At 67.9% G+C, this 12,093-nt stretch carries 13 protein-coding genes; 6 read left to right on the forward strand and 7 right to left on the reverse strand.

Annotated features, from left to right (window positions below; translation table 11 throughout):
• The first annotated feature begins 181 nt into the window (after positions 1–181).
• The gene (gene yacG / locus V5F66_RS16815) at positions 182–349 is read left to right on the forward strand and encodes a DNA gyrase inhibitor YacG (RefSeq protein ID WP_041576975.1); all 168 of its coding nucleotides are present in this window, start codon (positions 182–184) and stop codon (positions 347–349) included.
• An 80-nt stretch (positions 350–429) separates the two neighbouring features.
• Positions 430–1,911, forward strand: coding sequence for an aldehyde dehydrogenase (locus V5F66_RS16820; RefSeq protein ID WP_394094309.1), 1,482 nt, complete (start codon positions 430–432; stop codon positions 1,909–1,911).
• Between the two features lie 181 nt (positions 1,912–2,092).
• On the opposite strand, the gene tmpT is transcribed toward V5F66_RS16820, so the two are convergent.
• Positions 2,093–2,734: a thiopurine S-methyltransferase gene (tmpT, locus tag V5F66_RS16825; RefSeq protein ID WP_393999220.1), complete on the reverse strand. Its 642-nt coding sequence runs from the start codon at positions 2,732–2,734 to the stop codon at positions 2,093–2,095.
• A gap of 184 nt (positions 2,735–2,918) precedes the next feature.
• On the opposite strand from tmpT, the gene V5F66_RS16830 reads away from it, so the two are divergent.
• Positions 2,919–4,355 (forward strand): aspartate aminotransferase family protein, encoded by a 1,437-nt coding sequence (locus tag V5F66_RS16830; RefSeq protein ID WP_394094310.1) that lies wholly within the window; start codon positions 2,919–2,921, stop codon positions 4,353–4,355.
• A 173-nt stretch (positions 4,356–4,528) separates the two neighbouring features.
• Positions 4,529–4,918 carry a DUF1236 domain-containing protein gene (locus tag V5F66_RS16835; RefSeq protein WP_012114719.1) on the forward strand — a complete coding sequence of 130 codons (390 nt, stop codon included), beginning with the start codon at positions 4,529–4,531 and terminating at the stop codon, positions 4,916–4,918.
• A 54-nt stretch (positions 4,919–4,972) separates the two neighbouring features.
• Here the strand turns inward: V5F66_RS16835 and V5F66_RS16840 are convergent, their stop codons facing one another.
• The 4 genes from V5F66_RS16840 to V5F66_RS16855 form a co-directional block, all read right to left on the reverse strand.
• The gene (locus V5F66_RS16840) at positions 4,973–5,572 is read right to left on the reverse strand and encodes a glutathione S-transferase N-terminal domain-containing protein (protein ID WP_394094311.1); all 600 of its coding nucleotides are present in this window, start codon (positions 5,570–5,572) and stop codon (positions 4,973–4,975) included.
• Positions 5,573–5,691: 119 nt separating this feature from the next.
• Complete coding sequence (locus V5F66_RS16845; protein WP_012114721.1) at positions 5,692–6,552, reverse strand: 23S rRNA (adenine(2030)-N(6))-methyltransferase RlmJ; 861 nt, start codon at positions 6,550–6,552, stop codon at positions 5,692–5,694.
• A 233-nt stretch (positions 6,553–6,785) separates the two neighbouring features.
• The gene (locus V5F66_RS16850) at positions 6,786–7,448 is read right to left on the reverse strand and encodes a ribonuclease T2 family protein (RefSeq protein ID WP_394094312.1); all 663 of its coding nucleotides are present in this window, start codon (positions 7,446–7,448) and stop codon (positions 6,786–6,788) included.
• Complete coding sequence (locus V5F66_RS16855; RefSeq protein ID WP_041575566.1) at positions 7,445–7,921, reverse strand: hypothetical protein; 477 nt, start codon at positions 7,919–7,921, stop codon at positions 7,445–7,447. Before V5F66_RS16855 ends, V5F66_RS16850 begins: the two co-directional genes overlap by 4 nt.
• Before the next feature lie 346 nt (positions 7,922–8,267).
• Between V5F66_RS16855 and V5F66_RS16860 the strand changes: the two genes are divergently transcribed.
• Entirely contained in the window at positions 8,268–9,566 is a 1,299-nt protein-coding gene (locus V5F66_RS16860; protein WP_394094313.1) for an alanine racemase, read from the forward strand.
• Positions 9,567–9,694: 128 nt separating this feature from the next.
• The gene (gene msrP / locus V5F66_RS16865) at positions 9,695–10,660 is read left to right on the forward strand and encodes a protein-methionine-sulfoxide reductase catalytic subunit MsrP (RefSeq protein WP_394051946.1); all 966 of its coding nucleotides are present in this window, start codon (positions 9,695–9,697) and stop codon (positions 10,658–10,660) included.
• A 22-nt stretch (positions 10,661–10,682) separates the two neighbouring features.
• Here msrP and V5F66_RS16870 read toward each other — a convergent pair whose 3' ends face one another.
• Positions 10,683–11,192 carry a DUF992 domain-containing protein gene (locus V5F66_RS16870; protein WP_393999215.1) on the reverse strand — a complete coding sequence of 170 codons (510 nt, stop codon included), beginning with the start codon at positions 11,190–11,192 and terminating at the stop codon, positions 10,683–10,685.
• A gap of 300 nt (positions 11,193–11,492) precedes the next feature.
• A complete protein-coding gene (locus V5F66_RS16875; RefSeq protein ID WP_012114727.1) occupies positions 11,493–11,966 on the reverse strand; it encodes a DUF992 domain-containing protein in 474 nt (157 codons plus the stop codon).
• Positions 11,967–12,093 lie beyond the last annotated feature (127 nt).

Consider the following 12,093-nt stretch of genomic DNA (forward strand, 5'->3'; position numbering starts at 1 on the left):
AAAGGCCCCGGCGCCGAAGACCGCCGCCTCAAAGACTCCCGCATCAAAGACACCTGCCCCGAAGACGACCACGAAGGCGAGCGCGCCCAAAACCGCCTCGCCCAAGGCCGCAATCGACGTGGCCTCGGCGGACACGCGCGCACCCGACGCGGCCGCCGGCACGCCGTCCGCCTCCAGATATGTGTCCAAGCCGTGCCCCATCTGCTCCAAACCCTCGGCGGAGCGCTTCCACCCCTTCTGCTCCAAGCGCTGCGCCGACGTGGACCTGCACCGCTGGCTCTCCGGCTCCTACGCCATCCCCGGCCGCCCGGAAGAGGAAGAGGACGGCGAGGCCCAGGACGAGGGGTGAGGGGCCTCTTCCCGCCCCCATCTTGACGGCGCACCGAGCGCCGCGCGAGGTTGCCTTCCTCTGGGGATGAGGAGCGCATCATGGCGGCGGCGGAACGGACGGCAGACCATTACCCTTCCTTCCGCACGCAGGCGCTGATCGACGGCGTGTTCGCGCCGGCCGCCTCGGGCCGCACCTTCGATGCCGTCAATCCGGCCACCGGCAAGGTCCTCGCGCAAGTGGCGGCCTGCGACAGCGCCGATGTGGACCGCGCCGTGAAGGCCGCCCGCGCCGCGTTCGAGGATCGCCGCTGGGCGGGGCTGCGGCCGGTGGAGAGGAAGCGCATCCTCCAGCGCTTCGCCGAGCTGATCCGCACCCATCGCGACGAGCTGGCGCTCACCGAAACCCTCAACATGGGCAAGCCCATCGCCGATGCGCGCTCCATCGACGTGCGCGCGGCGGCGGACTGCTTCGCCTATTACGGGGAGTGCTGCGACAAGGTCTATGGCGAGGTGGCGCCCACCACCGCCGATAACCTCGCCCTGGTGCTGCGCGAGCCCTTGGGCGTGGTGGGCTGCGTGACGCCGTGGAACTTCCCCATGATCATGGCCGCCTGGAAGGTGGCTCCCGCTCTGGCAATGGGCAATTCCGTGGTGCTGAAGCCGGCGGAGGAAAGCCCCCTCACCGCGCTGCGCCTCGGCGAGCTGGCGCTGGAGGCGGGGGTGCCGGCCGGGGTGTTCAACGTGGTGCCGGGCCTCGGCGTGGAAGCCGGCAAGGCGTTGGGCCTGCACATGGACGTGGACGCCATCGCCTTCACCGGCTCCACCGAGGTGGGGCGCTACTTCCTGCGCTATTCCTCCGACAGCAACCTGAAGCGGGTGTTTCTTGAGCTGGGCGGCAAGACCGCCTTCGTGGTGGCCCACGACGTGCCCGACCTCGACGAGGTGGCGCAGGCGGTGGCTGCCGGCATCTTCTTCAATCAGGGCGAGATGTGCACGGCGGCCTCGCGGCTGCTGGTGGACAATCGCATCCGCGAGGACCTTGTCGCCCGCGTGGCGGCGCTGGCGCCGCGCTGGATGCCGGGCGATCCGCAGGACCCCGCGGCCCGCGCCGGCGCGGTGGTGAGCTTCGAGCATCAGGGACGGATTCTTTCCGCCATCGAGGAGGGCGTCGCCTCCGGTGCGCGGCTGGTCACCGGCGGCACGGCGGTGCGGCAGGAGACCGGCGGCGCCTTCGTGGCGCCCACCGTGTTCGATGGCGTGGCACCCTCATCCGCGCTGGCGCAGAAGGAGATCTTCGGCCCGGTGCTTTCGGTGATCGGCTTCGACGGGCTGGAGGAGGCTGTTGCGATCGCCAACGGCACAGTCTATGGCCTCGGCGCGGCGGTGTGGAGCGGCGATCTTTCCGCCGCGCACAAGGTCGCCCGGCGTTTCAAGGCCGGCATCGTCTATGTGAACTGCTTCGATGCCGATGACATCACCACCCCGTTCGGCGGCGTGAAGCAGTCCGGCTTCGGGCGCGACAAGTCCCTGCACGCGCTGGATAAGTATTGCGATCTGAAGACGGTGTGGACGCGGCTTTAGGGGTTACTGATACCTTCTGACGCGCGCTCCATCGCCCGGCTATTCGCAAGCAGGACGGAGCATTTCCAGACGTGGGCGCCTGAGCATAACCGTCATGGCCGGGTCAAGTCCGGCCATGACGGCTTTGGGGGTCCTAACCGCCTCGCCAATGTCGAGTGGTTGGGACAATCCCGCGCCCCCCTCACGCCCGCTCCAGCAGCCAGACGTGCTCCACCGCCTCGCACTGGCCCTTGAGGCCGCCGGGCACCGGCGCTGTGTCTATCGCCGCAACCACGTAGTCGGCGCCATAGAGCGTGCGGGTCTCCTCCGGTGGGACGCTGAAGGGCGGGCCCGCCAGCAGCGACTGGTCATACTCGAAGCACACCAGCAATTGCGGGGCGGTGTCGGTCAGCGCCACGAGGTGCGGGGCGTAGCGGGCGCGCATGTCCTTCGGCAGGGCGACGAGGGCGGCGCGGTCCCACACCGCATCCACCGGCCCGAGGGTGTCGGGGGTGAGCGCGAAGATGTCGCCCTGGAAAATGTCGAGGCCTGGGGCGCTGAAGCGCGTGTGCGCGCCTTGCGTCGTCACCTCAGGCACAACGCCCAGTTCCGCGAACAGCTCCTCCACCGCGATGCGGCTCAGCTCCGCGCCGGCCACCCGAAATCCTTCACCCAGCAGCCAGGCGATGTCCCGCGTCTTGCCGCACAAGGGCACGAACACGCGCGCGCCCGGCGCCACCGGCAGGCGGGGAAAATGCTTCACCAAGAAGGCGTTGGCCTTGCCTTCATGGAAGCCCTGAATCTGCTTGGTCTGCCATCTCGCGTGCCAGAAATCCGGTTCCATCCGCGCCTCCCTTGCTTCATCCCGTCACATCGCCGACCGGTGCGCCCGCACCGGTGTTCAGCACATATGGGCGCGGCCCGGCTTTCGCGATATGACTTTCCACATTGAGCACGCGCCGATCAGATTGAATCAACATGATCGGATCCGGCTCGGAGTTTCGCGGTCCTCATCGGAGCAGCCCATCGTGACATCCGCCCCCCTCTCGAACTCGACGGCCCACTGGCGTGCGCTGGATGCGGCGCACCACCTCCACCCCTTCTCCGATACCAAGGCGCTCAACGCGGAAGGGGTGCGGGTCATCACGCGGGCGGAAGGGGTCTATGTGTTCGACAGCGAGGGCAACAGGATCCTCGACGGCATGTCGGGCCTGTGGTGCTCGCAGGTGGGGCACGGGCGGCGCGCCATCGTGGATGCCATCGCCACCCAGCTGAACCAGCTCGATTATTACAACACCTTCTTCAAGACCACCCATCCCGGCGCGGCGGAGCTGGCCGCCGCCATCTCGGACGTGGCGCCGGCGCACATGAACCATGTGTTCTTCACCTCCGGCGGGTCGGAGGCGGTGGACACGGTGCTGCGCATGGTGCGCCACTATTGGGCGGCGCTGGGCAAGCCGGAAAAGTCCATCTTCATCTCGCGGCGCAACGGCTATCACGGCTCCACCCTCGGCGGGGCCTCATTGGGCGGCATGAAGCCCATGCATGCCCAGGGCGGGCTGCCCATTCCCGGCATCATCCATGTGGCGCAGCCCTATTGGTGGGCCGAGGGCGGGGAGATGGGCCGCGAGGAGTTCGGCCTCTTTGCCGCCCGCGAGGTGGCCCGCGCCATCGATGAAGCCGGGCCGGAGAATGTGGCCGCCTTCATCGGCGAGCCGATCCAGGGGGCGGGCGGCGTTATCATTCCGCCGGCCAATTACTGGCCGGAGGTGGAGAAGATCTGCCGCGAGCGCGATGTTCTTCTGGTGTGCGACGAGGTGATTTGCGGTTTCGGCCGCACCGGGCGGTGGTTCGGCGCTGATTTCATGGGCGTGAAGCCGGATCTCATCACCTTCGCCAAGGGCATCACCTCCGGCTACTTCCCCCTCGGCGGCGTCATCGTGGGCGACAAGGTGGCGGAAGGCTTCATCGAGCATGGTGGCGACTTCAACCATGGCTTCACCTATTCGGGCCATCCCGGCGGCTGCGCGGCGGCGCTGGCCAACCTCAGGATCATGCACGAGGAAAAGCTGGTGGAGCGGGTGCGCACCGACATCGGGCCCTACCTGCAGGAGCGCTGGCTGAAGCTCGCCGAGCATCCCCTGGTGGGCGAGGCGCGCATGGTGGGCCTCATCGGCGCGCTGGAGCTGACGCCGGAAAAGGCCTCCCGCGCGGCGTTCGCGGCGGAAGAGGGCACGGTGGGCCTGATCTGCCGCGATTTCTCGTTCAAGGAAGGGCTGGTGATGCGCGCGGTGCGCGACGGCATGATCCTCGCCCCGCCCTTCACCTTGTCCCACGAGGAGGCCGACGAACTGGTGGCCATCACCTGGCGGGTGCTGGATCTCACCTACGCGGAACTGCATAAACGCGGGATGATGGTTCCGGTTCCGCGGGTTCCTGCGCGTCCGGTCCAAGCTTCGGCCTGACCCGACTTAAGGACAGCCGCCAGTCTCGCGGTGGTGGGGCGACAAACATCAAGTCGTATCCCACCGCCGCGCTGCACTGGATTTACCACCATTACATAAAATCTCGGGCACTTGGAACGAAAGCCCGTGGAAACCTGTTTCTGCTGCGAACGAAACGCAACAGGAGAGGTAACATGCGTAACAAGATTATCATCGGCTCGTTCGTGCTCGGCCTTCTTGCCCCCACCGCCGTGTTCGCACAGGCGTCCACCGCGACCGGTGCCATCGGCGGTGCGGCGGTCGGTGCCGTGGTGGGTGGGCCCGTGGGCGCGGTGGTGGGCGGCGCGGTCGGCGCCACCGTTGGCGCGGCCGCCGAGCCGCCCCAGGAGGTTCGCACCTATGTGGCAAAGGAGCGCCGCTCGTCGGTCCGCCTGGAGCGCGAGGTGGTGGTGGGCGAACCGCTGCCGCCCAACGTGACGCTCTACGAAATCCCCAGCACCAACGACTATGAGTATACCGTTGTCAACGACCGCCGGGTGATCGTGGAACCGCGCACCCGCAAGGTGGTCTACATCGTGGAATGACGGTGACGCGCATCATGCCCCGGCGACCCCGGGGCATGATGGCGTGAATGGCCGTCACGTCGCCGGCGTGGAGTCCGCGAAGTGGGGGCAGGCAGCGGCGAAAGCCTCGTACCAGGCGACGAGCCTGGGGTGATCCGCCCGCCACTTGCCCTCGAAGCGGAAATCGAACCAGCCCAGCGCGCAGGCGAGCGCGATGTCCCCCACCGTGATGGCGCCGTCGAACGGGACGGCGTCGGCCTCGAAGGCGTCGAGGGCGCGGCTCCGCTTGCCCTCCTGATGCTCCAGCCACTTGGGCTCGTGCTTCTCCACCGGCCGGAAGCGGCCCTCGTACAGCAGCAGGATGCCGGCATCCATCATGCCGTCCGCCAGCGCTTCCTTGCGCAGGGCGGCGATGCGCGCCTTGGGGTCGGAAGGCAGGATGCGGCCGCCGCCGGCCAGCATGTCGAGATAGGCGAGAATCACGGATGAATCGAACAGCACCTGTCCGTCATCGGTGAGCAGCGCCGGCACCTTGCCGAGGGGATTCTGGCTGCGCAGGGTATCGTTGGGGTCCAGCGTGTCGGCGGGCTCGATCTCAAGCGTCTGGCCGAGGAGGGCGGCGGCGACACGCACCTTGCGCACGAAGGGCGAGGTGGCGGAAAAACGCAGCAGCATGGGGCAGGTCCGGGGCTGAGGAGGGACCTCCCAGATAGCGCGCGGCCGCCTGCGCCGGAAGTCAAAAGGCGAAGGCCAAATCATCACAAGCAGGAATACATTTGCCCGCGTGGAGCGCCTCAGCCGCCCGGGGTGAGCCAGGAGACGCGGGCGCGGCCCTGTCCGTCGCGGGCCAAGAGCGGGGCGAGGGCATTGAGGATCGTGCGCATCTCGTCGGCCAGCGTGAACGGCGGATTGACGATGATGAGCCCCGAGCCCGACAGGACATCGAGGCTGCGGACGGTGGCGAAATCCAGCTCCACCCTGAGCGTCTTGGGCAGGCCGAGGCGGGCCACGTCGCGGCGGAAGGCATCCACCGCCTTCAGGTCCTTGATGGGATACCACAGCATGATGATGCCGGTGGCAAAGCGCTGGTAAGCAGCCTCCAGTCCCGCCACCAGGCGTTGGAACTCGCCCGGCTCCTCGAACGGCGGGTCCACCAGCACCAGCCCGCGCCGCTCGCGCGGCGGCAGGTGGGCGGCGATGCCCTGCCAGCCGTCCTGGGGCAGGATCTTCACCCGGTGATCCTCGCCCACGCGCTTTTCCAGCTTGGCCCGCTCTTCCTTGTGCAACTCGCAGAACAGGAAGCGGTCCTGCGGCCGCGACAGGGCGAGCGCCAGCGCAGGCGACCCAGGGTAAAGCCTGCGGCCGCCGGCGCGGGTGGCGCGTACCGCATCGAGATAGGGCGCAAGCAAGGCCGCGGCGGGCTTCGGCAGGGTGCCGGCGAGATCGGCGGCCAGCACCGCCTCGATGCCGGCATCGGCCTCCAGCGTGCGCTGGGCGTTGGCGCCATCGAGATCGTAGAGGCCCGCGCCGGCGTGGGTGTCGAGCACCCGGTAGGCGTTTTCCTTCTTGTTGAGATAGGCGAGCACGCGCGCAAGGGCAGCGTGCTTCATCACGTCGGCGGGATTCCCGGCATGGAACGAATGACGGTAATTCATGGGCTTGGCCTTAGCCGCCTTTTTGGAAATTCAAAAGGGCTAACCGCAACCCTCCCGTCATGCCCGGGCTTGTCCCGGGCATCCACGCCGAACCGCTTGCGATAGCTTTCGAAAGTTGATCCCAGCCTCTCCGCGTGGATGGCCGGGACAAGCCCGGCCATGACGATGGCAATGCGTTGTCGCGGTCTGCAAGGGCCCATGTGGGTCAATCGCCGAAACGGGCCCTAGCCGCCTCATTTGCCGCCGCGCACGGGCGGCATCACCATGCGCGACAGGCGGCAGGCGCGGCGGTCCACGTCGGGGCAGGCCCGGAAGGCGAGATCCTGGCTGAGGCAGATGCGCACCTCGGTCAGCCGCCGGCGGTCGCACTGCACCGAGAACATGTCCGGCGACAGGCCGGGATTGGCGGCCCGGAAGGCGCTTTCCACGTCGGAGGGCGAGACCATGCGGTAGTCGTCGAGCCGGGTGAACTCGGCGGGGATGGCCACCTTGTCCCGCGCCGCGCGCACGAGGTCGAAATAGGCCTGGGGTGAGAGGCCGGAGCAGGTGCCGTGCTTCTTCCACTCATAGATGACGAGCCCCCGGCTCGGCATCACGTCCAGCATGCTTCTCACCAGCGGGTTGGGCACGTAGGGCGGCGGGCGCTGGCAGTCCTGCGGAAAGCCGCGCTCGTATTGCGGCCACAGGCCGTGGACCACGAAGGCGTAGGGGCGGGTGAGGTTGCACTGGGGCTCGTTGGCCGCCTTGGGACCCTTGTCCTCGCAATAGGTGGGCGACCAGGACAGGGACAGCACGTAGAAGTCAAACCGGCCGGGCTCATGCCCCTGCGCCGCCGCCGGCAAAGCGGCGACGAGCAGACCAGCGAACAGGGTAAGGGCGAAGAGGGCGCGCCTCACGGACCCGCCATCTTGCAGGACGGGGCATAGGCATAATTGCGGTCGAGGCCGACCACGCACCAATCCACGCCCCAGCTGGCGCCGATGAAGCCGCCGTCCTCAATAATGGAATAATAGATGGCGCGCTTGCGGGCGTCGGTGGTGAACACCGTGCCCTTGCAGTAGCGGCGCGGCTGGTATTGCGGTCCCCACGGACGGAACGCGATCTCGTGGACCTTCTCGAAGCCGGTGATGGTCAGATCGGAGGCCCAGAACCGCCGCTCGGTCTCGGCGAATCGGCTGGCGATGAGGTCGAGGGCCTGCTGGTCCTCGCAGGCGGGCACCACGCCGGAATAATTGGGGCCGGAGAGCCAGAAATTCAGCTCAAGCAGGTTCGCCGCCTTGGCACCCGAGGCCCCGCCCATGGACACGAGCGCAAGCCCTGCCACGACCGCCGCAGCCTTCACTGCGCCGGATACCGTCGCGAGGGACATCGCGCGCTTCGCCTTCGCCGCTGCGCTCCGCGCCCGAATAACCATGGTCCACTCCACTTCAGGCCCCCCGCCCGTGTCGGGCGAACTTGACGGGGGACGATGCGGCGGCGCTTTCGCCCGGTCAAGGACACGGCGGCAACACCTTGCGAGAAAATTAAGACCTATGGCCTGTGAGCTTTGCTCATGGGTCATTGGTCAAGCCCGCGCGGCGCTTGAGCGTACCCACTTGGCATCGGTCAACGAGCGAGGCCGATGGCAGAACGCGGCGGTCCGGTCGTGCTCTCGCCGGAAAAGCGCGGCATGCTTGATCCCCGACTCACCATCCGTCGGCCGACCGGGAGGGTTCATGTCGCAGTCCCGCTTCGCCAGCGCGCCTCCACCCGCAGTTACCGCCGCCGTCGCGACGCCCCGCTTCGCCTCCGGCCGGGAGGCGGCGCTGGAGCTGCGGCCGGACCAGCCGGTCTATTGCTTCCGCCCCCATGTGCTGGCCGCCGATGCCAGGGCTTTCGTCGAGGCCTTTCCCGGTAAGACCGCCTATGCGGTGAAGACCAATGGCGAGCCCATGGTGCTGGACGTGCTGGCCAAGGCCGGCATTTCCGCCTTCGACGTAGCCAGCCCCGCCGAGTTCGCTGCCGCCCGCGCCGCAGCTCCGGGGGCGGAGCTGCTCTACATGCATCCGGTGAAGGCCCAGTCCGACATCCGCCTCGCCCTGGAGCACTACCGCATCCGCTCGACCGCCCTCGACCATGAGGACGAGGTGGCCAAGATCGTGCGCATCGTGCGCGCGCTGGATCTGGACCCGGAAGACCTCACCCTGTTCGTGCGCATCGCCTCCAAGGGGGATGCGGCCTACGAGCTGTCCAAGAAATTCGGCGCGGCGCCCGGCCATGCGGCGGAACTGCTCCAGCGCATCCACGGCATCGGCATCAAGTGCGGCCTGTGCTTCCACGTGGGTAGCCAGGTGGAGGACCCGGACACCTATGCCCGGGCGGTGGCGGTGGCGGCGGAGGTGCGGGCGGCGGCGGGGGTGCCCATCGTCGCCCTCGACGTGGGTGGCGGCTTTCCCGCCACCTATGCCCGCAACCCGCGTCGCCCGGTGCCGCCCATGCCGCCGCTGGACGAGATCATCTCCGGCCTCATGGGCGCGGTGGAGCGCAACGGCTTTGCCGGCACCCCGCTGGTGGCCGAGCCGGGGCGGGTGATCGTGGCGCGGTCCTTCTCGGTCATCGTGCGGGTGCTGCTGAAGAAGGGGCAGCGGCTCTATATCAATGACGGGATCTGGTCCTCCCTGTCGGATTCGTGGACGGGCAAGATCCTCCTGCCGGTGCGGCATATCCCGGATCCCGCCCGCCGCCGCCGGGCGGGGCGGGGGGCGTCGGGCAGCGGGCGGATCGAGCCGTTCCGCATCTATGGCGCCACCTGCGACAGCGTGGACGTGCTCTCGCGCCCCTTCTTCCTGCCCGAGAGCGTGGACACCGGCGACTGGATCGAGATCGGCCACATCGGGGCCTATTCCCTCTCCCTGCGCACCCGCTTCAATGGGTTTTATCCCGATACCTTCGTGGAGGTGGAGACCCCCTTCGAGGCGGGCGACGCGCCGGAGGGCTTCGCCGAGCCCGAGCGGCGCGGCGTCGTGGAGGCTTAAATCCGAACTTGAACGCGCCGATGTCGGCGAACCTCTCGAACCCGAAACGGTGATCGAGCACACGCCCGTTTGAATTGCCCCATCCGGGCGACGCCGCGATCCTCCGCCGCCATTGGAGGACACACAGCATGTACATTCGACGCAGGCGGGGCTGGGAAATTCCCGAATCAGCGGCGACGCCGGAGGGCCTCTATTTCTCCCGCCGGGAGCTGATGGGCGCCGGCGCGATGCTGGCGGCGGCAAGCCTTGCGGGCCCCGCGGCGGCCCAGCGCGTCAGCGACCTGCCCGACCCTTCCGCAGGCCTCTACCCGGCCGCGCGGAACCCCCGCTACACCCTCGACCGGCCGGTGACGCCCGAGGCCAAGTCCAGCACCGTCAATAATTATTACGAGTTCAGCTACGGCAAGAACGTCGCCCCCTCCATGAGTCGCTTCGAGCGCCGGCCCTGGCTGGTGAAGATCGACGGGCTGGTGGACAACCCCCAGGAGCTGGGCATCGACGACCTGCTCAAGAAGGTCCAGCTGGAAGAACGCCTCTACCGCCACCGCTGCGTGGAAGCCTGGTCCATGGCGGTGCCCTGGACCGGCTTTGCCATGAAGGACCTGGTGGCGCTGGCGGGTCCCAAGGCGGGCGCGAAATACGTGCGGATGGAGACCTTCCTGAGCCCGAAAGTCGCGTCGAATCAGAGGGATTTCCGCTATCCGTGGCCCTATGTGGAGGGCCTGACCCTAGCCGAGGCCACCAACGAGCTGGCCTTCCTCGTCACCGGAGTCTACGGCAAGCCGGCGCCGGGCCAGTTCGGTGCCCCGCTCAGGCTGGTAACACCTTGGAAATATGGCTTTAAATCCATCAAGGGCATCGTGCGCTTCTCCTTCACGGACAAGCAGCCCCTAAGCTTCTGGGAGGAGGTCCAGGGCGCGGAATACGGCTTCTGGGCCAATGTGAATCCCAAGGTGCCGCACCCGCGCTGGAGCCAGGCGAGCGAGGAGGACATCGCCACCGGTAACCGCCGCCCCACCGAGCTGTTCAACGGCTATGGCGAATATGTCGCCGGCCTCTATGCCGGCCGCGAGGCGGAAAAGATCTGGTTCTGACGCGGGTTAGTCCCATCCCGCGCTATTGCGGGATGGGACCCGAGGGGGCGAGGGTCAGGGTCGCGCCGGTGATGGAGACGCTGAGGCCGCTGTCGGAGGAGACGCTGATGGGCTGCAACGTCACCTGCCTTGTGGCGTCCTGCGAGGCCAGCATGTTGGCCGAGAAGCCCGGTCCCAGGGAGAAGCCGGTGGACAGGCCCACATAGGTGCCGGCCAGCGCCCCCGGATCCACCTGCGGCGAGGTGGCAAGCACCGCCCACAGCATGCTGGCCTGGTCGGAGACGCCGAAATCGAGGCCGACGCGGTCGAGGGTGCCGGCATAATAGTGGTTCATCCCCACGGAGGGGCGAAACTCGCAGCGCACCTTCCGAGTGGAGCCAAAGCCATAGGCGGTGGCGAATTCCCCCCGGCATTCCAGCAGCCCGGCGGAGACCTGGGGCATGCTGGCGCCCGCCAGGGCAGCGGCGGAAACCGCGATCGATGAAACGGCGACAGCGCCCGGGATCAACAGCCGGGCGAACAGGTGAGACATTCCGGACCCCCGCAACAAGGCCGTCGCATCGAACCGCCTGCGCGATGCGACCAAAGGCGAGTGTGGCGCCCAAGATCCGGCTTTTTCATGAAGCGGGGCAAAAAGGGGTAACGCGCTGCCGGGCGGGGTCAGCCCGCTGGCGGAGACTCATCCTGCCGTCCATCCCCGAATGCGTTGGGGGGGCCTTGAAAACGCATGCGCCCCCGGCCATCGGCCGGGGGCGCATCGAACGGGACAGGTGCAGCATCATGCCGTAGCGGAGCAGGCTCCTGGAGCTGCTCCGCCGCGGGCGAGGCCGAATCAGCGCAGGGTCAGGTCGGACACGCCGAGGGCGAGGTTGACGCCGGTCTGGCCTTCGACGGAGAGCGGCTGCAGCGCGATGGTGTTGGACGAACCGCCCACCAGCACGTTGGCGCCGAGGCCCACGCCGAACGAGGCGTTGGTGGAGGCGCCCACATAGGTGCCGCGCAGGGCGCCGCGACCGACCACGGCGGTGGGGGCGAACACGGCCCACACCATGCGGCCGGAGGTGCTGAAGCCCAGGTCGAGACCGAAGCGGCGGGTCACGCCCTGATAGGTGCCAGCCTTGGCGCTGCGCGAGGACGGCAGGAAGGAGCAGCTCATCTCACGCACGGAGCCGAGGACGAAGCTCACGTTCGGCGCGAGGTTGCAGCTCAGCGTGCCCACCTGGACGCGAGACTGGGCGGAAGCGGGCATGGCGCCGGCGACGAGGAGGGCAGCAGCCGCGAGGCCGGCCTTGAAAACAGTCTTCATGATGTCGTTCCTCCTGTGGGAAGCGGGCGGGTTGATCCCTGCACCCGACGACAGCGAAGCCTTAGCCCAGACTTCACTGCTGCGCCAACGCTTCAAAGGGCTATGTGTTCCTTTTTTCCGGGGCCTG

The sequence above is a fragment of the Xanthobacter versatilis genome (assembly GCF_043193975.1).
GTDB lineage: Bacteria > Pseudomonadota > Alphaproteobacteria > Rhizobiales > Xanthobacteraceae > Xanthobacter > Xanthobacter autotrophicus_E.